Below are 25,162 nucleotides of genomic sequence, written 5' to 3' on the forward strand. Positions count from 1 at the left end.
ACCCTCAACCCTGGTACATAGTCTCGATCAAAGTGGCATATTTCTTGGCGACCGCGCGGCGCTTCAATTTCATCGTCGGCGTGAGCTCTTCGTCTTCCGCCGTCAGCAGATCCTCGATGACACGAAAATCCTTGATCTGCTCGACCCGCGCCAGTTTGCCGTTGACGCTCTCGATCTCGGTGCGCACCAGCGTCTGCACTTCGGCGGTCTGGGTCAGGCTCTTGAAATCCGTGTAGGGCACCTGCTTATCCTGTGCGAATTTCGCGACATTGTCCTGGTCGATCATAACCAGGCAGGTGAGATATTTGCGGCCATCGCCGACGAGCATGGCATCAACGATATAAGGGCTGAACTTGAGATCGTTCTCGATCTGGCTCGGCGTGATGTTCTTGCCGCCCGAGGTGATGATGATATCCTTCAGCCGGTCTTTCACCCTCAGATAGCCGTCCGCGTCGATCTCGCCGCAATCGCCCGTGTGCAGCCAGCCGTCGTCATCGATCGCCTCGGCGGTCTTCTGCGGCATGTGCCAATAGCCCTGGAAGACATGCGCGCCGCGCACCAGGATTTCATCCTCGGCGCCGATCTTGAGTTCGGTGTTGTCGACGCCGAGGCCGGCAGTGCCGACGCGGATACCATCGGCGGGCATGGCGGTGGCATAGCCGGTGGTTTCGGTCATGCCATAGGCTTCGAGCAGATTGATGCCCATGGCCATGTACCATTTGATCAGTTCCGGCGGCACGGGCGCGGCCCCCGTCGTCGCGACCTTGATGTTCTGCAGGCCGAGGAATTTGCGCACGTTCAGCAAGGCGACGAATTGCAGAGCCGCGAAACGCCAGCGCCGCCAGCCCGAGACCGGGCGTTTGGCCATGGTCGCCTCGGCGATGGAAGCACCGTCAGCGACGGCCAGCGCATAAATCTTGCGCGCCATAGGCATGGCGTCGCGCAGAAACAGCTCGATCTGGGAATGCATCTTTTCCCAGAAGCGCGGCGGCGCAAAGAGCATATGCGGCACCACTTCGCGCATGTCGTTGAACACAGTGCCGGAATTTTCCGGGAAATGCACGATGACGCCGAGGCGGAGCTGATTGAATACGGTGCCCATGCGCTCGGCGATATGGCAGAGCGGCAGGAAGGAAATGGAATGATCTAACTCGGCGACGGGCAGATGCCGCGCGATCGCCTCCAGTTGAAACATTACATTGCGATTGGAAATCATCGCGCCCTTCGGGGCGCCCGTCGTTCCCGACGTATAGACCAGGAAGGCCGTATCGGCCTGGTCTGCGATGTCGATGGCTTGCTCGAAGGCTGCGCCTTGCGTTTTCGCCAGTTCGCGACCGCGCGCCAGGAAGGTGGAGAAGGGCAACACCTGCGGGTCGGAAAAGTCGCGCAATCCGTCCCAATCCATCACCACGATCGTGAGCAGATCGGGGCACTTCGGCCGGATCGCCAGGGTCTTGTCGAGCTGTTCCTCGTTTTCGACGAAGATCGTGCGGGCGCCGGAATTGGTGAGGATATATTCGATCTGATCGGGCGAAGAGGTCGGATAAATGCCCGTGCCGATGATGCCGACGCACTGCGCGCCCATATCGGCGAAGAGCCATTCGGGACGGTTCTCGGCGAGGACGGCGATGACATCGCCACGCGCACAGCCCGTGTCCAGCAGAGCGAGGCCAACGGCACGCGCATCGGCGTAATATTCGCCCCAGGTCTGCGAATGCCAGATGCCCTTGCGTTTCTGACGCAGAGCCGGCCGATCCTTCCAGTCCCGGCAGCGCGCGCGAAACAGCCGCGTCGGCGTGTCCTCGCCCGCGACCGTGATGAGGCTCTGCGGTGCCGATGGTGTTTCGACGCGCTGGGCTGCTATTACCGCCATGTCTTGCGCCTCTTCCACCGCTGCATGCGTCCGTCCGCTCCCGTCGTCGCGCCCGTCCCGAGGTAGAACTCTTTGACGTCCTGTTTCTGCATCAGCTCTTCGCTGAGACCAGCAGCGACGATCCTCCCAAGCTCCATGATATACGCATCCTGCGCATTCTTCAGCGCGATGGCGGCATTCTGTTCGACGACCAGGATGGTCGTCTTGGTCTCGGCATTGACGCGGCCGATGATGGAGAAAATATCCTTGGTGATGAGCGGCGACAGGCCGAGCGACGGCTCGTCGAGCAGGAGCACGCGGGGCCGCGACATCAGCGCCCGGCCGATGGCGAGCATTTGTTGTTCGCCGCCGGAAAGCAGGCCGCCATTCTGGCCGGTGCGTTCGCGCAGGCGCGGAAACCAGTCGAAAATCTGCTCCAGATCGTCGTTGAGCCCGGCTTTGTCGCGCCGCGCCACAGCACCCATCATCAGGTTTTCGCGCACCGTGAGAAAGGGAAACACCTGCCGCCCTTCCGGCACCAGCACGACGCCGCGCCGGGCGATTTCGTCGGGATCGAGCCCCTGGATCGTCTGGCCGTCGAATACCACCGATCCTTTGAACGGATCGATCACGCCGGCGATGGTGCGCAGCAGGGTCGATTTGCCGGCACCATTGGCGCCCAGGACGGCGACGATCCGCCCTTCATGGACATCGAGACTGACACCGCGAATGGCATTGATCGGACCGTACCAGGTCTCGATATTGCGGATGCTCATCAGGGGTTCGCTCATGTCGATCACGTCCCGAGATAAGCGGAGATGACGGTGGGGTTGGACTGCACCTCGTCCACCGCGCCGATGGCAAGGACTTGGCCGGCATTCATGCACATGACGCGATCGGCCGCTTGCGAAACGAGCGACATGTCATGTTCGATCATGATCACGGTCATGCCGAGGTCGCTGCGGATATCGTCGATCCAGAAGGCGAGGTCGCGCGCTTCTTCGGGATTGAGGCCGGAAGCAGGTTCGTCGAGCAGCAGCAGTTTGGGCTGGGTGGCGAGCGCGCGGGCAAGTTCGACCACTTTGCGCACGCCATAGGGCAGGGCCGAGACGAGGCTGTTGCGATACGGCGCCAGTTCCAGGAAGTCGATGATGTCCTCGACACGGGCGCGCGATTCCGCCTCCGCCCGGCGAATGTTGGGCAGCCAGCAGATTTCAGAAATCAGATTGCCATAGGGAAAGCGATGGCGGCCGAGCAGCAGATTGTCGATGACGGCCGCGCCTTCGAACAATTCGATGTTCTGGAACGTGCGGGCGATGCCATAATCGACGATGCGATGTCTGGGAACGTTGGTGATGTCCTTACCGTCGAAATTGATGCGCCCCGAACTGGCGTTGAAAACCCGCGTGATCACGTTGAATACGGACGTTTTGCCGGCGCCGTTAGGGCCGATAATCGCGAACACCTCTCCCTGCGCGACATCGAAGCTGAGGTCACGAATCGCGCGCACGCCACCGAAGGAGAGAGAGACGCTGTCGACTGAGAAGTAGCTCATCGATAGCGCTCCGAATGCATATAGGTCTTGCCGCGCCGGAAGGTGTTGCGGCGGTAGAGCGGGAAATTCTCGAAGAGAATTTTCAGCTTCAGCCAGCGGCCGTTGAGGCCATTGGGTTCGAACATAACGAAGAGAGCGAGGATCAGGCCGAAGACGAAGGTTTCGAGGCCGAATTGCGAGGAGATGCTGGTCGGCAGCAGCGGCTTGATCTTGGAGATCAGCGTTGGCAGCATGCCGATCAGCACCGCGCCGAAGATCGCGCCGCGCAACGAGCCAAGGCCGCCGATCACCACCATCAGCACCAGTTCCATCGACAGCATCACGCTGAAGCCGTCAGGTGTCAGGAATTGCAGGTGATGGGCGAGCAGGGCGCCGGCGATGCCGGTGACGAAAGCGGAAATGACGAAGGCCAGAACCTTGTAGCCGCCAACCCAGATGCCGAGCGTGGCGGCGGCGGCCTCGGAATCGCGCACGCCGATGAAGGCCCGGCCCGTGCGCCCGCGCATCAGATTGATCAGGCCGAGTAGAACCGCGACTAGGATGACGAGGCAGAGGAAGTAAAAGCCCTTGAGCGAGCTCAAGTCATAGCCAAAGAGCGAGGGCGGCGACACGGGAATGCCCGTGAACCCGCCGGTCACGTCTTTCCAGCGGCCGATGATCTGCTCGGTCAACATGGCATAGGCCAGCGTCACCATGGCGAGATAGAGGCCAGAGACGCGGATGGCCGGCAGGCCGATGATGAGGCCGACGAAGCCGGTGAGCGTCGCGGCGCCCAGAATGGAGGGAATGAAGCCGATGCCCTGGTCGAGCAGCAAGGTGTGGGTATAGGCGCCGATCGCCATGAAGGCGGCGTGGCCGAGCGAGACCTGGCCGGTGAAGCCGGTCAGTACCATGAGCGCCAGGCTGGCGATGCAAACGATGAACAGATAGCTCAGTTCGCCGACATAATAGGCCGGCAGCAGCCAGGGCGCGAGGATAAGTGCCATCGCCAGCGCGCCATAGCAAAACCATTGCGAACGATAACGCAGCAACTGCTGGGCGTCGCTGTAGGAAGTGTCATAGGCAAACCGCATGTTACACCCGCCGTCCGTGTGCTTCGCCGAGGAGGCCGCGTGGCCAGAGGATGAGAACGGCGATCAATATCAGCTGCGCCGACATTTCCTTGGCGCCGTCTGGCAGATAGACGCCGGCGAATTGTTCGATCAGACCGATCAGCAGGCCGCCGAGAATGGCGCCGGGAATGCTGCCGAAGCCGCCGAGCACGAGCGCGGCGAGCCCTTTGAGCACGACGAACCAGAGACTGATGTCGACGAGGGCGATGGGCGCCAGTAGCAGGCCGGCTACGGCGGCCATGGCGGCGGTGAGCGCCCACACAAACGAGTTCAGACGCTTGACGCGGATGCCGCAGAGATAGGCGGCGAGCTGATTTTGCGAGGAAGCTTGAATGGCGACGCCAAGCTGGGTGTAGCGCAGAAAGAGAAACAGCAGCGCGGTGACGATCAGCGCCGCCGCGAGAATGACGAGATTGAGATCGGTTACGACGATGGGGCCGATATGGGTGATATGGCCGGTCCATGGTGTCGGATAGCTGCGCGATGTCGGCCCAAAGCCCATGCTGACCAGGCCGCGCAACATGAAGGCGAGCGCGATGGTGAGCATCACACCGGCGAACTGCGGTTGCCCGACGATCGTGCGCATCACATGTCGATCGAGGACATAGCCGAGCAGGGCAGCGATGAGGATGGTGATGAGGGCGGCCGGCCAGAACGGGATGCCGGCGACGACGATCAATCCCCAGCCGATGAAGGCCGACATCATCAGAATATCGCCATAGGCGAAATTCAAAACTTCAGTTGCCTTGTAGGTCAACACGATGCCAAGAGCGACCAAGGCGTAGATCGAGCCGATGGAGATCCCGTTGAGGGTCAACTGAAGGATCTGCACGACCTGGGCATCCATCGGCGATTCCCTTAGTTCGGTTTCTTGCGGGCGCTGGCCGCGTCCAGATGCATATCCTTGAGCAAGCCATCGAAGGCCGCGTTCGATGAACTGTAGGCGACGCCTGCCTTGTCGCGGATTTCGTCGAACACGGCGGCCATGTTGCGGCCCACCCCGTCGGCGCTTTGCGTTTCGACCGGAAAGCCGCGGCGGAAGTGACCCCCGCCGGCGATGATGACTTCGCCATTGGCGGTGCAGTCTTCGCTGGCGAGCCAAAGCACCATCGGCACGACCTGTTCCGGGCTGAAGCGTTCGGCGATCTCGCCGGAAAGATAGGCCGACGTCATTTGCGACAGCGCATAGGGCGAAATGGCATTGGCTTTGATGCCGCGTGCCGCGCCCTCGGCGGCGAGGCTGCGGGTGAGGCTTTCGATGGCGCCCTTGGCGGCGCCATAAGCCGTCAGGCCATGATTGCCGAAGCGGCCGGCGCTCGACGTGGTGGTGACGATGCGGCCATAGCCGTTCTCGCGCAGGATCGGCCAGGCCGCCTGCAAGAGATGCAGCGTGCCGTAGAAGCCGACATCGAAAATGGTGCGGAAGTCCTCGGCCGATGTCTTGTGAAAGGCGGCGGCCTGCGGCACGGCCGCGTTGGCGACGACGATGTCGAGCCGGCCGAAGGCGGTAAGGGCGGCCTGGACCATGTTCTCGCCAGCCTGCGCCTGTTCCACTTCGTCGTAATTGGCGATGGCGCGGCCGCCACGCGCGCGAATGCTGGCGACGACTTGCGCGGCCGAGGTTTGTTCGTCGCTTTCGCCTTGATGGCGACGGTTGTTGACGACGACGGCGGCGCCGCGTTCCGCCAGGCCCAGCGCATAGGCGCGGCCAAGGCTCTTACCGCCGCCGGTCACAATCGCGACACGACCTGAAAGGTCCGTCATCGTGTCGTCCCCTCCGCTTATTACTTCAATTAGTGAAGCAGGGTATCGGTGGCCCTGCGGGTTGTCAATCTTGCCGCGCCGTCCGAACGCGCCAAGACGTGCTGCAAAAGGCTCTTGTTGTTGCCATCGTTTCTGTGCATTTGATTGAAGAGACACCGTTGATTTGCGCGTTCATGACCACCATCGCGTCGCTTGCGTTGCACTCGAACCCACGGAGCGGAACCGAAATCGTGGATCAGAAATTGATAGATGCGATTTTGGGAAATCCGGTCGCGCGTGCTTTCGCCATCATGGGCGACACCTGGACACAGTTGATTCTGCGCGATGCCTTTTTCGGTGTGCATCGCTTCTCCGATTGGCGCGAAAGTCTCGGCCTGCCGCGCAGCGTTCTGTCCGATCGGCTGACGCGCCTCGTCTCCTCCGGCCTTCTCGAATTGCGCACGCGCGAAGGCGGCGTGCGCACCGAATATGGCCTCACGGCGATGGGGCTCGATCTTTTCGGTGTGTCGGTGATGCAGGGGCAGTGGGATCGGCTCTATGCGCCCGAACCGCTGCGCAACCGCTATGCCCTGGCCTTTTTCGACCGCGAAAGTGGCAAGCGTGTGCGCTTTGCCGTGCTCGACCGGCCGCATGGCAAGCCGGTCGATCCGCGCCGCATCACCTATACGCGCGGTCCGGGCATTGAAGAGCGGCGCCTGCCGGTGAGTTCCAGGCGACGTCGGCTGGAAACGGGCAGGGGCGAACTGCCGATCGAGCGTTCTGTCGAAATCATCGGCGATTATTGGAGCGCCGCCATTTTGTCGGCGGCCTTCTTCCGCCTGCGCCGGTTCGATCAGTTCACCCAGGTGCTGAACATTTCCTCGAACATTCTCACTGAGCGGCTCAACCGATTTGTCGCCAATGGCATATTCGAGAAACATCCCTATCAGGATGGACCGATCCGCTTCGAATATCGGCTGACGCCAGCAGGGCTTGGTCTCTATCCCGTGATCCTGGCGCTCTATGGCTGGAGCGAGCGCTGGTTGTGCGACTTCGACAACCCGCCGATGAAACTCATCGATCGCGAAACCGGTGAACGCATCACGCCGGTCGTCTGCAATGTCGCGACGGGTGTGCCGGCGGACGCCAAGCGCATTCGCTGGGAACGCGAAGACATGCGCGCTGCCGCGCGCCGCTGACAGATCCGTCTTATCCTGACGCAAAACCATCCCTCCCAGGGGTTCGCATGCATTAGCTTGCATTAATGGACTAATTTTGCAAGTCTCCCATTCGCAACTCTTGCACAACTCTCGCAAGTCTTTCGCACGCGGTTCTGTTGAAGCCGCGTGCGGGCCGCGGGAACAACGCGATCCGAGTGGGGAGGATTGGCCGTGAACCTGATTCTGCAAATGCTGATCGGCTGGTGCGTGATCGCGGCGATCTGGTTGCTCGTCATGCCGAAGGATACGCGCGGCAAAGCTTGGCACTACGTTCATGCTGCCGTACCGTTAATTGTCCTGCTCGTTGCCTGCGGCTTGAGCGACGGTCTCCTGCGCGATGTGCTGACCGTTTGGGCGACCGCCGGCATTTTCATTCTGTTGGGTTTGGTCGCGACATGGGCCATCGGCACGGCTTTGCGTAACCACGGCATCATGGACGTCGCCTATCCGCTGCTACCGTTCGGCGCCGCCTGTTTCATGGCCTATCTCTTCCGCGCCAATTTCACTTGGTGGTCGGGCCTGCTTCTGGCCATGGCGGCGGCGTGGTCGTTGCGGCTTGCCTTTCAAACGTATCACGACAATATTGGTGAAGAACGCCAGCCCTATGCCACCTGGCGCAAGCGGGGCGGCAACTTCTGGCTGTGGTGGAGCTTCTTCCAAATCCATGTGTTGCAAGGCGTCCTGATCTGGATATGGAGTGCCCCCTTCGCCTTTGCGTTCGGCACGCCGAGCCCGCAGATGGTCTGGCCGGCTGTTCTGGGCGTTCTCGTTTGGTTGGTCGGCTTCCTCTTTCAATCCTTCGCCGATCTTCAGCTCCGCCGTTTCAAGGAGAACCCGGCCAATCGCGGTGGTTTGCTGCAAACCGGCGTGTGGAGCGTCATGCGCCAGCCGAATTACTTTGGCGAAGCCGTGATGTGGTGGGGTTATTTCGTCTTCGCCCTCGCCAATCCCTATGGCTTCCTCACCATCGTCTGCCCGGCTTACGTCACCTGGTTCATGGGCTATGGCTCGGCGGGGCGATTCAAGGAAATGCATATGAGCCGCACGCGCCCGGACGTCTGGGCGGCCTATGTCGCGCGCACGCCGCGTTTCTTCCCTTGGCCCAGGCCTGCCGGAAAATAGTTGCCTGCCGGAAAATAGTTGCGACAGCATGTTTCTTATAACTTGCGTTAACAGACCAAAAGTGGTTAGCTGAAACAAGAGCCGGGATGGGGCTCGATCAGTGGAGGAGGGATGAGATGGCGGAACTCGGCCATAACTCGGATAACGTCAACGCGCGCAATCCCTACCTGCAAGGCTTCTTCGCGCCGGTCAGCGATGAGGTCACGGTGCTGTCGCCGAAAGTCATCGGCGAAATCCCGCGCGATCTTCATGGCGCCTATGTGCGCAACGGACCGAACCCCACTCACATGCCGACGGACCTGCATCATTGGTTCGACGGCGACGGCATGTTGCATGCCGTCTATTTCGAGAACGGTAAGGCGGAATATCGCAATCGCTACATCCGCTCGAAGGATCATCTCGCCGATCTGAACGGTGGCTGCGGTGCTGGCGGCGTGTTGCTGCCGGCGCATCGCGAACGCGGCGAGAAAGTTTACAAGGACACGGCCAATACCGACGTCGTCATCCACAACGGCCAGTTGATGGGTCTGTGGTACATCTCCGGCACGCCCGTTCGCGTTCATCCGCGCACGTTGGAGACGATTGGAGACGAAAGCTTCGGCGGCAAGCTGCCGCGTCACGTCTCGGCCCATTCCAAGGTCGACAACGTCACCGGCGAATTCGCCTTCTTCGACTATTCGCTGTACGAGCCCTGGATGAGCTTCGGCGTCGTCAGCAAGGACAATGTGCTGACCAATTTCGACCGTGTCGAACTGCCGGGTCCGCGTCTGCCCCATGATATGGGCCTGACCGAAAACTATATCATTCTGCATGACCTGCCGATCGTCTTCACAGAACAGGGTCTGCGGCAGAACCTCTGGCGCATTCAGCAGCGCAATCAGCCGGCCCGCTTCGGCGTGGTGCCGCGCAACGGGCGCGGCAGCGACATCCGCTGGTTCGAGACCGACCCATGTTATATCTATCACGTCACCAATAGCTGGGAGGATGGCGACGACGTCGTCATGCACGCTTGCAAAATGGTGCCCCATGGCTATGGCCCTAATGCGGCCTATGGCGATTATGCCGCCATGGTGGCGGTACTGAAGCTGCATGCGGTGCCTGTGGAATGGCGCATGAACATGCGCACAGGCACCGTCAAATTCCGCCAGCTCGATGACGCCTTCGGCGAGTTTCCCGTGATCAACCAGGATTATTCCGGCCGCAAGTCGAAATGGTCTTATCACGTGTCAATGGCACCAAGCGAACTGCTGCTGTTCGACGGTTTGTTCAAATACAATCTCGAGACCGGCGCGCGGCAGGGCTATAAATTCGAGCCAGGCTGGTTCGGTTCCGAAGCCGCCTTCGCGCCGCGCATCGGCGCCAAGGACGAAGACGATGGTTACGTCGTGACCTTCGTCCAGGCCGCCGATCGCAGCCATTCGGAAGTGCAGATCATCGACGCCAAGAATTTTGAGGATGGGCCGGTTGCCCGCGTGGTTTTGCCGGTGCGCGTCCCCAATGGTTTCCACGCGACATGGGCGCGTGGCGACCAGATCGCGGCGTAAGGCTCATGGACGCCTATATCTACGACGCGCTGCGCACGCCGCGCGGCAAGGCGCGGCCCGATGGCGGCCTCGCCGCCATTCCGCCGCACGAACTCGTCAAGCAATTAGTCGATGGTCTTGAAGAGCGGATTCCCGGTGCGCGGCAAAGCACCGAGGCCCTGGTTCTCGGCTGCGTCGGCCAGATCGGCGCGCAGGGCGGCAACATCGCCTTGATCTCGAAACTGCACGCCGGTCTACCCGATGGTGTCAGCGCTCAGGTGATCAACAATTACTGCGTGTCCGGCCTGAGCGCGATCGGTCAGGCAGCGGCCTTCGTCTCGGCAGGCACGACGCCCGTCGCCATGGCCGGTGGCGTCGAATGCATGTCGCGCGTCACCTTCATGGCGGACAAAGCCGACTATTATACCGATATGAATTTTCCGCTGCGCACGCGCTATGTGCCGGTGGCGCTCGCCGCCGATCGACTGGCGACGGTGGAGAACATTTCGCGGGCCGATCTCGACGCGGCAGCTCTGCGCTCCAATCAACGGGCCGGTGTGGCGGAGGCCGATCCCGTGCTGATGAAATCGCGCATCCCCATCAAGGATGCGCAGGGCGCGCCCGTGTTGGCGCGCGATGAATGCGTGCGGGCGCAGACATCAGAAAGCCTCGCCGGTCTGCAGGCGGCCTTCGGTCCTGTTGCCGATGCCTATCGCGCCGCGCTGGAAGGCGAAGTGCTCGATCATCGCCACACCATCGCCCATGCGCCGCCGATGTGCGACGCGGCTGCCCTGGCGGTGGTTGCGGGCCGCGATGCCTTCGATGTGACGCCGCGCGCGCGCATCGTCGCCTATGCGGACGCGGGCGGTGATCCGCAGGCCTCCTTGCTGGCCGGTTTTGCCGCGATGGATAAGGCCTTAGCGCGCGCCAATCTGTCGCTCAAGGACATGGATCGCATCGAATTCATGGAGGCCTTCGGCGTCACCATCGTCAAATTCCTGCGCGACTACGACGTTGATCCCGACAAGGTGAATGTCGCCGGCGGACATATGTCGCGCGGTCACCCGCTCGGCGCCAGCGGGGCGATCCTGCTGTCGTCGCTGCTGGATGCGCTTGATGCGGCGAAGGGACGTTACGGCCTCGTCGTCACCACCGGTGCTTCCGGTGTCGGCTCCGCCATGGTCGTTGAACGTTTGGTTTGAAAACGGAAGGCGCCACCGTGGACGTGCAAACCCATAAGGCCGCTTTCGATGCTCTGCTGGAACGCCACGCACCGCTGATGGCGGCGGCGATCGAGGCCGTGCAAACGCGCCGCAGTTGGAGCCCGTATAAGGATTCGCCGAGCTCCAAAATACATGGGGCCGAAAAGCCCGAAGCTGGCCGCAAGGCTTTCGAGACGCAGCGCGGAAAACCGTTCCGGCTCGATCAGCCGGGTATCATTGGCCGCGTTGGCAATGAGATTTCACCCTATACCAACGAAGCCCTTGGGATCGATTATCCGCGAAGCGATCCGGGAGCGCTGATCGCCGCCGCGCAAACAGCGATGGACGACTGGCGCGAGGTGGCGCCACGGGCGCGCATCGCTTTGTGCTGCGAAATGAGCCATCGGCTTTACGAGCGCAATTTCGAAATGGCCCATGGCATCATGCATGTCACCGGCCAAAGCTATACCCAGGCCTTCAGCGGCAGCGGGCCGAATGCGCTCGATCGTGGCATCGAGGCTTTGGCCTATGCGGCGAAAGCCATGGCCGATGTGCCCGAAAGCGCGACCTGGCACCGAACCTTCGGCCGCGAGGACGTCGCCCTGGAGAAAACCTATCGGCTGGTGCCGCGCGGCATCGGCCTCGTGATTTGCTGCGCTTCGTTCCCCACATGGAATGCCTATCCGGCGATGTTCGCAAGTCTCGCCACCGGCAATGCGGTGATCGTCAAGCCGCATCCGATCGCCATCCTGCCGATGGCCATCGTCGTCCAGACTTGCCGCCAGGTGCTCGCCGACTATGGCCTTGATCCCAATCTGGTGACTCTGGCGACGGATACGCTGGACGCGCCGGTGGCGCAGAGCTTCATCGATCATCCGGCGGTGCAGATCATCGATTTTACCGGCAGCCCGCGCTATGGCAGCCATCTCGAGCGCACGGTGACGGGCAAGCTGCTGTTCACGGAAACAGCCGGCGTCAATTCGGTCGTCTTGCAGTCGGCACAGAATCTAGCCGAGACCGCCCGCGCCATTGCCCGCGCCGCCAGCCTGTTCTCAGCGCAGATGTGTACGAGCCCGCAGACGGTCTATATCCCGAAGGACGGTATCGTCGCTGATGGTGCTCACGCGTCCTTCGATGACGTCGCGCAGGCTTTGGTTGCCGCAATCGATGAGATCGCGAACGATCCTGCCATGGCCGCTGGCATCATGGGCGCGGTTCAGGCGCAGGCGAGCGTCGATCTCGTCAAGAGGTTGGAGCATAGCCTGGATGCCACGCCGGGCGCTCGCGTCCTGCGCTCGGCCCAACCTTATGCCCATCCGGACTTTCCCAAGGCACGCACGCTGACACCGCTCGTTGTCGCCGTCGATCCTTCGCATCAGGCGCTTTACGCGGAGGAGCATTTCGGGCCGATTCTGTTCCTGATCGCGGCAGAAGATGGCGATAAAGCCGTGGCGGAGGCCGCGGGCCTCGCGCGGGAGCGCGGCGCTATTTCCTCTTATCTCTATGCGACGGATGAAGATTTCATCGATCGCTCCGTCGGTGCCTATGAGAGGGTGGGCGCCAATCTGTCGATCAATCTGCATGGCGCCATGTGGATTAATTTCGCCGCCGCTTATAGCGACTATCACGTGACCGGCTTGAACCCGGCTGGCAATGCCTGCCTCGCCGATCTCGCCTTCGTCGCCGGGCGGTTTCGGATCGTGCAACGGCGACGGCCGATGGCTCAGGCTCATGGGATGGATGGCCAACAATGATTCTCGTGTCGGAGGAAAGAGCCAAGGATTTTAAATCCAAAGGCTGGTGGGGCGAGCGGCGCCTGTTCGACCTGTTTGACGAACACGTGCGCGTGCGCCCGGAAGCGGAAGCCTGTGTCGACCCGCCTAACGTCGCTGTCATCACCGGCGAGACGCCGCAGCGCCTGACCTGGGCCATGCTCGACGACCAGGTGACGCGTCTCATGGCGGTTCTGCGGGGCAGGGGTATCGCGAAGGACGATGTCGTTTTGGTGCAGCTCGCCAATACGGTCGAATTGTTCGTCGTCTATCTCGCATGCATGAAACTGGGTGTGATCGCCACGCCGGTCGCGATCCAGTATCGCGAGCATGAACTCGCCCATGTGGCGGACAAGACCGACGCCAAGGCCGTGATCACATCGGTGCGCATCGGCAAACATGCGCATGGTGACATGTTCGCGCGCCTGGCTGCGAAACTGCCGAAGCTCCAAGCTGTCCTGACCTATGGCGGTGCCGTCGAAGGCACGCATGATCTGCGGGCATTGCTGGCTGGCGTCGATGCCACCGGCCGCCTACAAGCCCTGGCGGCGGCGGAAGCCGCAGCGATCAGCGCCGACGACATTGTCACCATCTGCTGGACGTCCGGCACCGAGGCTGCGCCAAAAGGCGTGCCGCGCAGCCATAACGAATGGTTCGTCGTCGGCGAAATGGTCATCGCCGCCGCTTATCTGCGTCCCGGCGCGCGTCTCCTCAATCCCTTCCCCATGATCAACATGGCCGGCATTTCCACCGGCTTCTCGGCCTGGCTGGTGCTTGGTGCCACCATGGTCCAGCATCAGCCTTTCGATCTCGACGTCTTCTTGCAGCAGATTCGCGACGAGAAGATCGAATATACGGTGGCGCCGCCGGCCATTCTCAATCGTCTGCTGCACAACGAACAGCTTCTGGCCGGCATCGACTTCAACATTCTCTCGCGCTTGGGTTCCGGTTCCGCGCCGCTCTCGGAATGGATGGTGCGCACTTGGCATGAGCGTTATGGCGTCGAAGTGATCAACTATTTCGGCTCCAACGAAGGCGCCTCTTTCGCCGGCACGCTGGCCGATATTCCAGATCCCGCCGAACGGGCCGTGTTCTTTCCGCGCTTCGCGCCGCAATTCAAATGGGATTTCGCCTATGCCGATCAGGTCGCGACGCGGCTTGTCGATCCGGCGACCGAGGAGGAAATCACGGAGATCGGCGGTCTCGGCGAATTGCGCGTCAAGGGCGCGCCGATCTTCTCCGGTTACTGGCGTTCGGTGGAGCAGAATGCCCGCGCTTTCGATGCGCGGGGCTGGTATCGCACCGGCGATCTCTTCGAACTGGCCGGCGAGCGTGGCCAGTTCTTTCGCTTCATGGGCCGCCTGAAGGACATCATCATCCGTGGCGGCATGAATATTTCGGCCGAGGAGCTGGAGGGCCATCTCGCCGGTCATCCGAAGGTGGCTGAGGTGGCGATCGTCGGCATTCCCGATCAGATCATGGGCGAACGCATCTGCGCCTGTATCGCGCCGCGCGGCAACGAAGCCCTGTCGCTCGAAGAGATCAATCGCTTCCTGCTCAATGACAAGCAGGTGGCGATCTACAAGCAGATCGAACATCTGAAAATTTTCCCGGCTCTGCCGCGCAATCCCGTCGGCAAGCTCCTCAAGCGCGAACTGCGCGCGCAATTGGCAAGCGAGAAAGCCGCATGAGCAAGCCTTTCCCCTTTCAACTCAGACTGCCGGTCTTTGCCGCGCCGATGTTTCTAGTGTCCGGCGTCGATCTCGTGGTAGCCGCTTGCCGTGCCGGTGTGATCGGCTCCTTCCCCAGTTCCAACTGCCGCACGGTGGAACAGCTCGACCAGTGGATATCGGACATTCGCGCGCAACTGGCCACCACGACAGGCACGCGCACGGCCGCGCCTTGGGCGCTCAATCTCATCACCCATTCCACCAATGCCCGGCTGAAGGACGAGCTGGAACTGGTTGCACGTCATAAGCCGCCGATTGTCATCACGGCGCTTGGCTCGCCGCTGCCGGTGATGGACGTGGTCAAAAGCTATGGCGGCATCGTCATCGGCGATGTGGTGGACATCCGCCTAGCGCGCAAGGCCGTGCAGGCTGGCGTTGATGGTCTTGCCTGCATCTGCGCCGGGGCCGGGGGCCACACCGGTCATCTCTCACCTTTCTCCTTCGTCTCGGCGGTGCGCGAATTCTTCGATGGCTTCGTCGTCGTCGGTGGCGGCATCACCGATGGTGCTGGCCTGGCTGGCGCCATCGCCGCCGGTGCCGACTTCGCTTATCTCGGCACCCGTTTTCTTGCCGCGCGCGAAAGCATGGCGGTCGATGCTTATAAGCAGATGGTGGTCGATTGCGGGCCTGACGATCTCGTCATCTCGTCGGCAGTCAGCGGCACGCCGGCCTCCTGGCTGAAGCCGAGCCTGATCGCCTGTGGTATCGACCCGAACGCGCCGGCCGGCGCGCCGCCGCGCAGCTATACGACCGGCGAAAGTTCGCTCAAGCGCTGGCGCGACACCTGGGCGGCGGGCCAGGGCCTGGGGAAAGTGCGTGCCGTCGAGCAGGTGGATGAGATCGTCGATCGCCTCGATCACGAATATGCCGCCGCCATCGATCGCTTTCGCGCGCATGCCTACGAGCCAGCCTGATGGACGATCACACGGGTCTGCCGGCTTTTCACTTCGATCGAACGAAGAGCGGCCTTGAGGTCGCGCAGGACTGGATCGCTCAGGGCTATGTGTCCGGCTTCAGCGGCGCGCTGCGCATCAAGCCGGTTTGGGCGCAGCGGGGCGCGGCGCGTTTTACCTGCGCCGTTGAGAGCCGGCATTCCAATTTCGTCGGCCTGGTGCACGGCGGCGTGGCTGCGGCCCTGGTCGATATGGCCGCCGGCACGGCGGCCATGACTTTGATCGGGCCAGGCGAAACCATTCTCACGGTGGACATGTCCATCCGTTACCTTAATCCGGCACCGCTCGCGGTTGAAGAGCTGACGGCCAACGCGGTCGTCACCTATCACGACGCCCGCAAGGCGATCTGTGACGCCAAGGTCACCGATCCCGCAGGCAATCTCATCGTTCTCGGCACCGCTCACATCGCGTTGCGTCCGGCCAGAAAGGCCAAGGAATCCTAAGTTTCAACATCAGGGGAGCAGCGCATGCGCAAGGTCGTGCAATGGGCCACGGGATCGGTTGGCAGAACGGCATTGCGCCGCATCATCGATCATCCCGACCTGCAGCTCGTCGGCCTCCTGGTGCATGATCCCAAGAAAGCCGGCCTTGATGCAGGTGATATTGCCAAGCGGCCGAAAACCGGTGTTCTCGCCACCGACAAATTCGAGGACATTCTGGCGCTTGATGCCGATGTGGTGATCGATGCCTCGCTGATCAGCATTCCCTATGAGAAGCAGAATGAGAAGATCGCCAAACTCCTGGCGAGCGGCAAGAATGTCATTTCGCCGAACGGCTTTTTTCTGCCTGACGTGCAGGGCGAGGCCTATGCTAGTCCGTTGCGCGAGGCGGCATTGGCCGGCAAGGCGACGCTGGCGGGCATTGGCTTCAACCCGGGCTTCGTCGCCGAGCGGTTGGCCGTGATGGTGACGGGCATTGTCGCCAAGCTCGATGCGATCAGATGTTTCGAAGTGGTCGACGCCTCGCCCGCGCCCTCGCCGGGACTCGTCTTCGATGTGATGGGCTTCGGCTCCGATCCGGCGAAGGTCGATGTGACCAAAGGGCCGATCGCCAAACTCTACGATATCTATTTTGCTGAGACGCTCACCTATGTGGCGCAGGCGCTTGGCACGACGCTGGCGACCATGACGCCGGATCACGAAGTAACGCTTGCGCCGCAGGACATTCAGGTGAAAGTCGGCACCTTGCCGCGCGGCACGGTCGCCGCCACCACCTGGCGCTGGCAGGCCACCTTCGCCAACGGCGTGAAGATGACCCATTCAATTCTGTGGACCTCGTCGCCGGCTCTGCATGGCGAGACCGACGAGGCTCATTGGCGCGTCGAAATCGACGGTCGCCCCAACGTGCGTTTGTCGCTGGCGCTCACCGACCCCAATCCCGCGGCGCCTCTCTCGCGCCCAACGATGGACGCGACGGCGGCGCTGATGATCAGAGCCATTCCCGACGTCTGCGATGCCGCGCCCGGCTTCTATCGCCTGCCGGTGGTGGCGCCATACGCGACGCGGTTGGCGTAATCACCCCTTCATCAATTTCAGCACCGCTTTCGACACTTCGGTGTCGGCCTTGTTCAGCTCTTCCGGCACTTCAAAATGGTTGCGGCCTGATAGCACGATGCTGCCGGCAAGTTTGCCCATGCCGGCGAGCACCGTCGTGAATTCTCTGGAGTGGCGTTGGAATTCCGGGGTTTCCTTGTCGCCGTGAACGACGAGAACCGGGAAAGTGATCTGCTCGAGATGCCGCATCGGGCTCAGCGCCACCACTTCCTCCGACGAGAGTTTCACATAGGAACTGCGCTGCGACAGCATCACCGGATAAAGATCGTACATGCCGCTCATCGGCACCGCGCCCTTCAAGAGATCGGCAGGCCCGCCAAACTTCGTCCAATCGGTGGTGGCGATGACGCCGCAGAGATGCCCGCCGGACGAATGGCCCGAGACGAAGATGCGGTTGGGGTCGCCGCCGAAACGGGCGATGTTCTTATGTACCCACACCATCGCGGCGCGGCACTGCTGCGCCATGTCGGGCAGGCGCACGGCCGGAATGACGGCGAAGTTCAGTGCCACATAGATACAACCGTTCTCGATGAAAGTCGGCGCAGGTGCCGAAGCATCATCCTTGGTCAAAGCGCGCCAGGCGCCGCCATGAATGAACACCATGACCGGCAGATCTTTGGCGCCCTGAGGCGCGAAAATATCCAGCGTTTCTGCTTCGGTAGGTCCAAACTTCTCTGTCTTTGGCGGATATTTCTGGCGGACCGCGGCGCTGTCGGTGGCATAGCGCGCGATCACTTCTTTCGAATTCGGCGCCCATTTCGCCTGGTCATAGGCGTCATCGAGTTCTTGCTGCGTGTAATTCAGAAAAACACCGGCGGCCGAGGCCTGCGTGGACATAGCGAGCGTGGCTCCCAACATCAGATTGAAATGACGACGATCCATGATCGATTCCTATACGTGAATGGTTCGAAGCTCACAGATTGGATGCGACTTCGCAAGAGCTGCGAAGAAAGCTCATTCGACCGTCGCGCCCGACGTCGCGATCAAACGCTCTTTGATCGCCAGGTCATCCTTGATGAACTGCGCGAAAGCCTGCGGCGTGCTGGCGACGCCGGTAAAGCCCAATCCCGCCACGAAACGTTTGTTGAAGTCCGGATCGGCGAGGGTGGCAGCGACGTCCTTTTGAATCGTGTCGATGATCGCAGGAGGCGTGCCAGCCGGTGCGAACAGGCCGAACCACGACAGCGGATCGACTTCCGGATAACCCGCCTCCGCCAATGTCGGCACGTCGGGGAGGGCGGGCAGGCGCTGCTTGCGCCCGATTGCCAGAGCCTTGAGTTGCTTGGCTTCAAGCATGCCAAGCGCCGCCGGGCCGCCAAGCGTCATCTGTACGTCGCCGGCGATCACCGCCTGCAGGGCCGGCGCGATGCCCCGGAACGGCACTTGGACGATCTGAATGTCAGCCTGCTTTTTCAGCGCCTCGAACAGCAGATGCGGCTGGCTGCCATTGCCATAGGAGGCATAATTCAACGCGCCAGGTTTCGCTTTGGCGAGCGCCACCAGTTCTTGCAGCGTGTTGGCTTGAACGGAAGGATGCACCAGCACCATCTGGTGCAGATCGGCCAATTGCGTGATCGGCGCCAGATCCTTGATCGGATCAAACGACATCTTGCGGAACAGGAATGGGTTGCTGGTGATCGAGGAATCGCTGGTGAACAGCAGGGTCGTGCCATCGGCTGGCGCACGCGCCACATATTCGCCGCCGATCATCGTGCTGGCACCGGGCCGATTGTCGATGATGACCGACTGACCCCATTTCCGGCCCAGACTGTCGGCCACCGCGCGCGCAAGGCCATCGACACCGCCGCCGGCCGGATAAGGCACGATCATGCGGACCATTTGCTTGGGAAAGTCCTGCGCCATGGTCAGCGTCGGCGACAGGAGAAGGGCGGCGAGCGGCAACAGGAAACGGCGAGACAGCATCATGATCAAACCTCAAAAACAACGGCGACGCCGCTCGCCTGTTCGGCGGGCACGACGAGACGTTCGCCAACTTCAGCGGGCGTGAAACCCTTGGCCAGCAGTCGCTCGCGCACGGCGCGCAGGTCTGGCGCGCGAAAGCTGACGGCCGCGATACAGGGCACTGGAGCAAAGAGCGTGCCGGGCAACAGTGCCGCGGCATCGCGCCAATGCACCAGGGTCAAGCGCGATCCGAGTGCGAAGTCGAAACGGGCGACACGGCCCTCTCGTACGAGCGGTGCGCCGATATAGCGGGTATAGCGATCGCTGAAGCGATCGAGATCGTCGACGACGACGATGGTATCGACGAGTTTCGTGCAGCCGTTTGGATGAACGATGTAGCGCGGCTGATAGATGTATTCCGGTGTCAGATGACGCGCAGACTGGATGTAACCTTCCGGCGAGTCATTCGGCGCGAATTGCACGCGCTCGAACTTCGCGGTTTTGACGCCGTCCGGTGTGTCGATGTCCCGTTGCAATGGGATGACGCCGGATGTCTCGATCTGGCTGGCATGCAGTCGCTGGTCGACGGCATGCGGGTTTTCCGAGTTGAAACAGATGATATGCGCGCCTTGATGGCGAGCCAGGAAATTGGCGATGCGTGGCGCCTGCTGTTTCGGATTCTCGCTGCCCAGAACTTCGAGATAATTGTCAGCGAACATGATGCAGCGATTGCCGGAAGCCAGGGGCTTCACCGTATCGCCGGGCTTCCAGGCCGCCGACTGCGGCGAATAAGGCGTCAGTTGAAAGCCCATCGCTTCGAAAGTGGCGGTGGCCAAAGCTAGATCGCGCACGGCCATGCCGACATGATTGATGTGGTCGAAATCCACCTGCTGCATCGTTCCCAGCGTCTCCTCTTTGAAAATATTCATCGCACTTTCGCGATTGGAGACGCAACGCGAAGGCGATGCTGACTTATAGGTGTAGGTGCTAGATTTATTGCTATGGCGTATAGCCGGCAGCTCGCCTGGTCCGTTACGGCCGCTATCGCGATGGCCACGGTGGCTGCAAAAGCATGCAACTGCTTGATTGATGGGCATTCTTTGCCCGATGTGCAGGGGGCTTTCTAAACGCTGCCGGATTGGCGTATATGAAGCGAAATCGATAGAGAAGTGTAAGTGTCTCAATCCAAGTGGAAATTTTCCGTCGCCCCGATGATGGACTGGTCGGACCGGCATTGCCGGTTCCTCCACCGTCTGCTGTCGCGCCGCGCGCTGCTCTATACGGAAATGGTGACCACCGGCGCGATCCTGTTCGGGCCGCGCGAGCGCTTGCTTGGCTATCATCAGGCCGAACATCCGGTGGCCTTGCAGCTCGGCGGCAGCGAGCCCGAGGCTTTGGCGCAGTGCGCGCGCATCGGCGAAGATTTCGGCTATGACGAGATCAATCTCAATTGCGGCTGCCCGTCCGATCGCGTGCAGAACGGCGCCTTTGGCGCCTGCCTGATGCGCGAGCCCGATCTCGTTGCCGCATCCGTGGTGGCGATGAAGGCGGCCGTGAACATCCCCGTCACGGTCAAATGCCGGATCGGTGTCGATGATCAGGAGCCGCGCGAGGCTTTGTGGACGATGGCGCAGAAGCTGCGCGCCGCTGGTGTCGATGCGCTGGTCGTCCATGCGCGCAAGGCCTGGCTGAAGGGCCTTTCGCCGAAGGAAAATCGCGACATCCCACCGCTCGATTATCCCCTCGTGCATGCTTTGAAGCGCGACTTTCCGGGGATGCCGATCGCCATCAACGGCGGTCTGCGCAGCATGGACGTCATCAAGGCGCAGCTCGAAGAAGTCGATGGCGCGATGGTCGGCCGCGAAGCCTATCATAACCCCGGCATGCTGCTTGAGGTCGATCCGGAGCTGTTCGATGAAGCCGCGCCCGTTGCCGATGCCTTCGAAGCGGTGGCTTTGATGGAGCCCTATATCGCTGATGAACTGGCCAAAGGCGCTCGTCTGTCGGACATCACCCGTCACATGCTCGGTCTCTTCGCCGGCATGCCAGGCGCGCGTGCCTTCCGCCGTCATCTGGCGACCGAGGCGGTCAAGCGTGGCGCTGGCCTTGATGTGCTGCGGGCGGCCGCCGCGCATGTGAACCGCGACGATTCCGCGCAAGACGCTGCCTGACTTCGCCCGATAAATGTGCATCACGAAGCGATGCTTGGCCTTGCGCCCGTTGCCGCAATGCCGCAAAGGTCGCGCGCATTGACCCGTCGACTGGCAAGCGGGCCTGAAAACAAGCGCAAAAATAAAACCGAGGTCCAGGAATGACGATTTTGGGAATGCCGCTGCACGATTTTGCTTTGATGGCGGCGGGAATGATTGCCGCAGGCGCGATTACGGGGCTTCTGGCGGGTGTGTTCGGCGTCGGCGGCGGAGCGGTCATCGTGCCGGTGCTTTATGAAATCTTCCGCATTCTCGGCGTCGGCGATGATATACGCATGCCGCTGACGATCGGTACGTCGCTCGCCATCATCGTGCCGACGTCCATCGTCTCCTTCCGCAGTCATAAGGCACGCGGCCAGGTGGATATGTCGGTCCTGCGCGTCTGGGCCGTGCCGGTGGTGATCGGCACGATCCTTGGCGCACTCGCCGCGCGTTGGGTGCCTTCAAACGTCTTCAAGATCGTCTTCATCGTGGTCGCGGGCTTGTCGGCCATCCGTCTGCTCAGCGGTTTTCCCTTCCGCCTCGGCAATGACTTTCCCAAGGGCATCCTGATGCGGGTTTACGGTTTCGTCACCGGCGTGTTGTCGGCGCTGATGGGCATTGGCGGCGGACAGATCTCCTCGATGTTCATGACGCTCTACAACCGGCCGATCCATCAGGCGATCTCGACATCCGCCGGCATGGGCGTGCTGATCGCCGTCCCGGGTGCCATCGGCTATGCCATCGCCGGCTACGACAAGACAGGTCTGCCGCCGTTTTCGATCGGCTATGTCTCGTTTCTCGGCATTCTTTTGTTGGCGCCGATCAGCGTTTTGACGGCGCCGCTCGGCGTGAAGCTGGCGCATGCCATGTCGAAGCGCACGCTCGAAGTTGCGTTCGGTCTGTTTCTTTTGACCGTGTCGGCGCGCTTCGTCGTCAGTATGGTGACGGGTTAGACGCGGCTGCTGCGCATGCCGTTGACGGTTTTCACATCAGGTTTCTTGGTGAATTGGCGATAGGCCGGTGTTTCCACGCCATAGAGCGCGACGCGGCCCTTGTCGTCATGATGCAGGCCCCAGCCGAATTGTTTGACCAGCGGCGAGCAGCGCAGGCAGGCTTTCGGTTTCGAGAAAAATTCGAGGCGCGCCTGTTTCCATTCCGATCGTGGAATTTGCGCGCGCTCCGCGTGGGTGAGAAACAGCACATCGTCGCTGGTCAGGCCATAGGGCTTGTCGTGCATCAGGCGATGCTGGATCGCGGCGATGGTGCCCGCTTTCTCCGGCACGATGCCGTGTTTGGCCGTGCTGTCAGATGAAGCGAGGATGAAGGTGTTCACATAATTGGTGGACTTCATGACTTCTGTCTCACAGCGGCGGCGAGGGAACGATAGAGGCGTGGATCGCTCGATTGCGCCACGTTGAAGCGCAGAAAGCGATGCGCGGTTTGCGACAGGCTGAACGCATTGCCCGGTGCCAGCACGATATTGTCCCGCAGACACATGCGCGTGACCTCCGCGGCATCGACGCCTTCCGGCAACATACACCACAGAAACATGCCAGCTTGTGGCAGTAGCCAGGGGGTGACGCCGAGGGGTTTAAGCCGCGCCGCCGTCTCGGCGCGGGCCGCGGCCAGGCGGGTGCGCAGGCCGTCCACATGTTTGCGGTAGCTGCCGTCGGTGAGCAAAGCCAGCACCAGTTCGGAGGCGAGCCGTCCGGCGCCGAAACTGGTGGCGATCTTCAGATCCACCAGCCCCTCGATCCAGTCGGGCCGCGCGGCGATGAAGCCGCAGCGTACCGAGGCCGACAGCGTCTTCGAGAAACTGCCGATATGGATGACCTTGTTCAAACCGTCGAAGGCGGCGAGCCGGGGCGCCGGCGTCTGTTCGAAATCAGCGAAAATATCGTCTTCGATAATGGTCAAACTCGCCTGATCGGCCAAGGTCAGCAGCCGATGCGCGATCACGGGCGAGAGCGTCGCGCCGGTCGGATTGTGAACGGCCGAATTGGTGATGTAGAGGCGGGGGCGATGGGTCGTCAGCGCTTGCGCGAACAGATCGATATCGGGGCCATCGGGCCGATAGGGCACGCTGACGATCTTGGCGCGATGGGCCCGCAGCAGCGCATGAAAATTGAAATAGCAGGGGTCGTCGATCAAAACCGTATCGCCGGGCTCGATCAGAAAGCGGCAGAGAAGATCGATCGCCTGCGTACCGGAATCGGCGAGCATGATCTGATCGGGTGAGACGACGATGCCATGTTCGCTCATACGGCGCGCGAGAAGCTGGCGCAGCGGCGGCAGGCCAAGGGGCACGCCATAGTCGGTCAGCGCCGCGTGCGGCGCGCGCGACAGGCTGCGCAAGGCGCGCCGGATCGCCTCTTCCGGCATCCACGCGGGCGGCAGCCAGCCACAGCCGGGCTTGAGGATGTCATCGCCCGCATCGAGCGACTGGCGCGAAATCCACAGCGGGTCGATTTCGCGGTCGAGCTTCGGGCCAAGTTCGGCCAAGGACAGCGGTGCCAGGGGCGCGGCAACATAGAAACCGGATCCTGGGCGCGAGCGGATGGCCCCTTCCGCCGCCAGGCGTTCATAAGCCTCGACCACCGTCGAGATCGACACGCCCATGGTCTTGGCGAAAGCGCGCACCGAGGGCAGGCGCGCGCCAGGGGTCAGGCTGCGCACGGCGATCCGCTGCGCGATCGCCTGCATCACGGCTGATATCCGCGTGCCGGCGCCGTCGCGCGCTATATCGACTGATGTGTCCATCTGTACTGTATCAAAGACCATAACAGTTCAGATAGATTGTACTGTATTGTCCCTGGTTGTTCCAGCCCGTCGCGCCGATAGAGGCTCGACGAGGTGTGCAATGGACAAGACGGCGACGGCCTGGATCAACGGTTTTCTTGGTGTGCTGATTTTCAGCGGTTCCCTGCCGGCAACGCGGGTGGCCGTGGCTGATTTCGATCCGGTCTTCCTCACCGTCGCCCGTGCCGCTCTGGCGGGCGTGCTGGCGCTTGGCCTCCTGCTGATTTTCCGTGAGAAGCGGCCCGAGCGCGGCGATCTGCTGTCGCTGTTCATCGTCTCTCTCGGCGTCGTCGTCGGCTTTCCGCTGCTCACGGCTCTGGCGCTGCGTCACGTCACGTCGGCCCATTCCATCGTCTTCGTCGGATTGCTGCCGTTGGCGACGGCGATTTTCGGCGTGTGGCGGGGCGGCGAACGTCCGCGTCTTGCCTTCTGGCTGTTCTCCGGCCTCGGCAGTGCTTTCGTCGCGGGCTTTGCGCTGGCGCAAGGGGTGACGGCGTCACCGTTGGGCGATGCGCTGATGCTGGCGGCCATCGTCGTCTGCGGCCTCGGCTATGCGGAGGGCGCGCGCCTGTCGCGCAAGCTCGGCGGCTGGCAGGTCATCTCCTGGGCGCTGGTTCTGTCGTTGCCGATCATGTTGGCGCTCGCGGCATTCACTTGGCCGAGCTCCTTCACCCATGTGAGCGAACCGGCGTGGTTGGGCCTGGCTTATGTGTCGCTGTTCAGCATGCTCATCGGCTTCATCTTCTGGTATCGCGGCCTGGCGCTCGGCGGCATCGCCGCTGTCGGCCAGTTGCAATTGCTGCAACCCTTCTTCGGTCTGGCGCTGGCGGCAACCCTGCTGCATGAGGCGGTGAGCCCGTGGATGCTGCTGGTCACGATCGCCGTGGTCGCCTGCGTGGCCGGTGCGAGAAAATTCGCGCGATAGGGGCCGG

General features: G+C 61.9%; 23 protein-coding genes. 12 read left to right on the forward strand and 11 right to left on the reverse strand.

Features of this window, described 5'->3' with window-relative positions; genetic code table 11:
* Window positions 1–4: 4 nt before the first annotated feature.
* From OIM99_RS25975 to OIM99_RS26000, 6 genes are read right to left on the reverse strand one after another with little or no spacing between them, the layout of a single operon-like run.
* Window positions 5–1,873: a long-chain fatty acid--CoA ligase gene (locus OIM99_RS25975; RefSeq protein WP_311853428.1), complete on the reverse strand. Its 1,869-nt coding sequence runs from the start codon at window positions 1,871–1,873 to the stop codon at window positions 5–7.
* Window positions 1,864–2,643: an ABC transporter ATP-binding protein gene (locus tag OIM99_RS25980; protein ID WP_311853429.1), complete on the reverse strand. Its 780-nt coding sequence runs from the start codon at window positions 2,641–2,643 to the stop codon at window positions 1,864–1,866. Before OIM99_RS25980 ends, OIM99_RS25975 begins: the two co-directional genes overlap by 10 nt.
* Before the next feature lie 5 nt (window positions 2,644–2,648).
* Window positions 2,649–3,407 (reverse strand): ABC transporter ATP-binding protein, encoded by a 759-nt coding sequence (locus OIM99_RS25985; protein ID WP_311853430.1) that lies wholly within the window; start codon window positions 3,405–3,407, stop codon window positions 2,649–2,651.
* Complete coding sequence (locus tag OIM99_RS25990; protein WP_311853431.1) at window positions 3,404–4,480, reverse strand: branched-chain amino acid ABC transporter permease; 1,077 nt, start codon at window positions 4,478–4,480, stop codon at window positions 3,404–3,406. The genes OIM99_RS25985 and OIM99_RS25990 overlap by 4 nt, the downstream gene beginning before the upstream one ends.
* A 1-nt stretch (window position 4,481) precedes the next feature.
* A complete protein-coding gene (locus OIM99_RS25995; RefSeq protein ID WP_311853432.1) occupies window positions 4,482–5,366 on the reverse strand; it encodes a branched-chain amino acid ABC transporter permease in 885 nt (294 codons plus the stop codon).
* 11 nt (window positions 5,367–5,377) lie between these two features.
* Window positions 5,378–6,283, reverse strand: coding sequence for an SDR family NAD(P)-dependent oxidoreductase (locus OIM99_RS26000; RefSeq protein ID WP_311853433.1), 906 nt, complete (start codon window positions 6,281–6,283; stop codon window positions 5,378–5,380).
* Window positions 6,284–6,513: 230 nt separating this feature from the next.
* Between OIM99_RS26000 and OIM99_RS26005 the strand changes: the two genes are divergently transcribed.
* The 9 genes from OIM99_RS26005 (at window position 6,514) to OIM99_RS26045 (ending at window position 17,298) form a co-directional block, all read left to right on the forward strand.
* The gene (locus tag OIM99_RS26005) at window positions 6,514–7,461 is read left to right on the forward strand and encodes a helix-turn-helix domain-containing protein (protein WP_311853434.1); all 948 of its coding nucleotides are present in this window, start codon (window positions 6,514–6,516) and stop codon (window positions 7,459–7,461) included.
* A gap of 192 nt (window positions 7,462–7,653) precedes the next feature.
* Window positions 7,654–8,604, forward strand: coding sequence for a DUF1295 domain-containing protein (locus OIM99_RS26010; RefSeq protein ID WP_311853435.1), 951 nt, complete (start codon window positions 7,654–7,656; stop codon window positions 8,602–8,604).
* A 116-nt stretch (window positions 8,605–8,720) separates the two neighbouring features.
* Entirely contained in the window at window positions 8,721–10,148 is a 1,428-nt protein-coding gene (locus OIM99_RS26015) for a carotenoid oxygenase family protein (protein ID WP_311853436.1), read from the forward strand.
* 5 nt (window positions 10,149–10,153) lie between these two features.
* Window positions 10,154–11,329 (forward strand): acetyl-CoA C-acyltransferase, encoded by a 1,176-nt coding sequence (locus OIM99_RS26020; RefSeq protein ID WP_311853437.1) that lies wholly within the window; start codon window positions 10,154–10,156, stop codon window positions 11,327–11,329.
* 17 nt (window positions 11,330–11,346) lie between these two features.
* Window positions 11,347–13,083: a phenylacetic acid degradation protein PaaN gene (gene paaN, locus OIM99_RS26025; RefSeq protein WP_311853438.1), complete on the forward strand. Its 1,737-nt coding sequence runs from the start codon at window positions 11,347–11,349 to the stop codon at window positions 13,081–13,083.
* Window positions 13,080–14,792: a class I adenylate-forming enzyme family protein gene (locus OIM99_RS26030; protein WP_311853439.1), complete on the forward strand. Its 1,713-nt coding sequence runs from the start codon at window positions 13,080–13,082 to the stop codon at window positions 14,790–14,792. The genes paaN and OIM99_RS26030 overlap by 4 nt, the downstream gene beginning before the upstream one ends.
* Window positions 14,789–15,745 (forward strand): nitronate monooxygenase, encoded by a 957-nt coding sequence (locus OIM99_RS26035; protein ID WP_311853440.1) that lies wholly within the window; start codon window positions 14,789–14,791, stop codon window positions 15,743–15,745. The genes OIM99_RS26030 and OIM99_RS26035 overlap by 4 nt, the downstream gene beginning before the upstream one ends.
* Complete coding sequence (locus OIM99_RS26040; RefSeq protein ID WP_311853441.1) at window positions 15,745–16,227, forward strand: PaaI family thioesterase; 483 nt, start codon at window positions 15,745–15,747, stop codon at window positions 16,225–16,227. The genes OIM99_RS26035 and OIM99_RS26040 overlap by 1 nt, the downstream gene beginning before the upstream one ends.
* A 24-nt stretch (window positions 16,228–16,251) precedes the next feature.
* The gene (locus OIM99_RS26045) at window positions 16,252–17,298 is read left to right on the forward strand and encodes a hypothetical protein (RefSeq protein WP_311853442.1); all 1,047 of its coding nucleotides are present in this window, start codon (window positions 16,252–16,254) and stop codon (window positions 17,296–17,298) included.
* On the opposite strand, the gene OIM99_RS26050 is transcribed toward OIM99_RS26045, so the two are convergent.
* From OIM99_RS26050 to OIM99_RS26060, 3 genes are all read right to left on the reverse strand, one after another.
* Window positions 17,299–18,219, reverse strand: a complete 921-nt coding sequence (locus OIM99_RS26050; RefSeq protein WP_311853443.1) for an alpha/beta hydrolase — start codon at window positions 18,217–18,219, stop codon at window positions 17,299–17,301. It lies immediately after the preceding gene.
* A 72-nt stretch (window positions 18,220–18,291) separates the two neighbouring features.
* Complete coding sequence (locus OIM99_RS26055) at window positions 18,292–19,263, reverse strand: tripartite tricarboxylate transporter substrate binding protein (protein WP_311853444.1); 972 nt, start codon at window positions 19,261–19,263, stop codon at window positions 18,292–18,294.
* A gap of 2 nt (window positions 19,264–19,265) precedes the next feature.
* Complete coding sequence (locus OIM99_RS26060; RefSeq protein ID WP_311853445.1) at window positions 19,266–20,168, reverse strand: VOC family protein; 903 nt, start codon at window positions 20,166–20,168, stop codon at window positions 19,266–19,268.
* Window positions 20,169–20,414: 246 nt separating this feature from the next.
* Between OIM99_RS26060 and dusA the strand changes: the two genes are divergently transcribed.
* Both dusA and OIM99_RS26070 read left to right on the forward strand, forming a co-directional pair.
* Entirely contained in the window at window positions 20,415–21,410 is a 996-nt protein-coding gene (dusA, locus tag OIM99_RS26065) for a tRNA dihydrouridine(20/20a) synthase DusA (protein WP_311853446.1), read from the forward strand.
* 140 nt (window positions 21,411–21,550) lie between these two features.
* Complete coding sequence (locus tag OIM99_RS26070) at window positions 21,551–22,384, forward strand: sulfite exporter TauE/SafE family protein (protein ID WP_311853447.1); 834 nt, start codon at window positions 21,551–21,553, stop codon at window positions 22,382–22,384.
* Here the strand turns inward: OIM99_RS26070 and OIM99_RS26075 are convergent.
* Both OIM99_RS26075 and OIM99_RS26080 read right to left on the reverse strand, forming a co-directional pair.
* Window positions 22,381–22,782, reverse strand: coding sequence for a DUF6157 family protein (locus OIM99_RS26075; RefSeq protein WP_311853448.1), 402 nt, complete (start codon window positions 22,780–22,782; stop codon window positions 22,381–22,383). The two genes, OIM99_RS26070 and OIM99_RS26075, sit on opposite strands and share 4 nt — an antisense overlap.
* Window positions 22,779–24,191 carry a PLP-dependent aminotransferase family protein gene (locus OIM99_RS26080; RefSeq protein WP_311853449.1) on the reverse strand — a complete coding sequence of 471 codons (1,413 nt, stop codon included), beginning with the start codon at window positions 24,189–24,191 and terminating at the stop codon, window positions 22,779–22,781. The genes OIM99_RS26075 and OIM99_RS26080 overlap by 4 nt, the downstream gene beginning before the upstream one ends.
* A gap of 100 nt (window positions 24,192–24,291) precedes the next feature.
* On the opposite strand from OIM99_RS26080, the gene OIM99_RS26085 reads away from it, so the two are divergent.
* Window positions 24,292–25,155 carry a DMT family transporter gene (locus OIM99_RS26085; protein WP_311853450.1) on the forward strand — a complete coding sequence of 288 codons (864 nt, stop codon included), beginning with the start codon at window positions 24,292–24,294 and terminating at the stop codon, window positions 25,153–25,155.
* Window positions 25,156–25,162: the final 7 nt, after the last annotated feature.

The sequence above is a fragment of the Methylocella sp. CPCC 101449 genome, assembly GCF_031921685.1.
Lineage (GTDB): Bacteria > Pseudomonadota > Alphaproteobacteria > Rhizobiales > Beijerinckiaceae > Terripilifer.

What these genes read in the sequence shown, in the direction of transcription:
- OIM99_RS25975 (WP_311853428.1), bottom strand. Translation starts at nt 1,873, where the DNA reads ATGGCGGTAATAGCAGCCCAGCGCGTCGAAACACCATCGGCACCGCAG.
- OIM99_RS25980 (WP_311853429.1), bottom strand. Translation starts at nt 2,643, where the DNA reads ATGAGCGAACCCCTGATGAGCATCCGCAATATCGAGACCTGGTACGGT.
- OIM99_RS25985 (WP_311853430.1), bottom strand. Translation starts at nt 3,407, where the DNA reads ATGAGCTACTTCTCAGTCGACAGCGTCTCTCTCTCCTTCGGTGGCGTG.
- OIM99_RS25990 (WP_311853431.1), bottom strand. Translation starts at nt 4,480, where the DNA reads ATGCGGTTTGCCTATGACACTTCCTACAGCGACGCCCAGCAGTTGCTG.
- OIM99_RS25995 (WP_311853432.1), bottom strand. Translation starts at nt 5,366, where the DNA reads ATGGATGCCCAGGTCGTGCAGATCCTTCAGTTGACCCTCAACGGGATC.
- OIM99_RS26000 (WP_311853433.1), bottom strand. Translation starts at nt 6,283, where the DNA reads ATGACGGACCTTTCAGGTCGTGTCGCGATTGTGACCGGCGGCGGTAAG.
- OIM99_RS26015 (WP_311853436.1), top strand. Translation starts at nt 8,721, where the DNA reads ATGGCGGAACTCGGCCATAACTCGGATAACGTCAACGCGCGCAATCCC.
- OIM99_RS26020 (WP_311853437.1), top strand. Translation starts at nt 10,154, where the DNA reads ATGGACGCCTATATCTACGACGCGCTGCGCACGCCGCGCGGCAAGGCG.
- OIM99_RS26030 (WP_311853439.1), top strand. Translation starts at nt 13,080, where the DNA reads ATGATTCTCGTGTCGGAGGAAAGAGCCAAGGATTTTAAATCCAAAGGC.
- OIM99_RS26035 (WP_311853440.1), top strand. Translation starts at nt 14,789, where the DNA reads ATGAGCAAGCCTTTCCCCTTTCAACTCAGACTGCCGGTCTTTGCCGCG.
- OIM99_RS26040 (WP_311853441.1), top strand. Translation starts at nt 15,745, where the DNA reads ATGGACGATCACACGGGTCTGCCGGCTTTTCACTTCGATCGAACGAAG.
- OIM99_RS26045 (WP_311853442.1), top strand. Translation starts at nt 16,252, where the DNA reads ATGCGCAAGGTCGTGCAATGGGCCACGGGATCGGTTGGCAGAACGGCA.
- OIM99_RS26050 (WP_311853443.1), bottom strand. Translation starts at nt 18,219, where the DNA reads ATGGATCGTCGTCATTTCAATCTGATGTTGGGAGCCACGCTCGCTATG.
- OIM99_RS26055 (WP_311853444.1), bottom strand. Translation starts at nt 19,263, where the DNA reads ATGATGCTGTCTCGCCGTTTCCTGTTGCCGCTCGCCGCCCTTCTCCTG.
- OIM99_RS26060 (WP_311853445.1), bottom strand. Translation starts at nt 20,168, where the DNA reads ATGAATATTTTCAAAGAGGAGACGCTGGGAACGATGCAGCAGGTGGAT.
- OIM99_RS26070 (WP_311853447.1), top strand. Translation starts at nt 21,551, where the DNA reads ATGACGATTTTGGGAATGCCGCTGCACGATTTTGCTTTGATGGCGGCG.
- OIM99_RS26075 (WP_311853448.1), bottom strand. Translation starts at nt 22,782, where the DNA reads ATGAAGTCCACCAATTATGTGAACACCTTCATCCTCGCTTCATCTGAC.
- OIM99_RS26080 (WP_311853449.1), bottom strand. Translation starts at nt 24,191, where the DNA reads ATGGACACATCAGTCGATATAGCGCGCGACGGCGCCGGCACGCGGATA.
- OIM99_RS26085 (WP_311853450.1), top strand. Translation starts at nt 24,292, where the DNA reads ATGGACAAGACGGCGACGGCCTGGATCAACGGTTTTCTTGGTGTGCTG.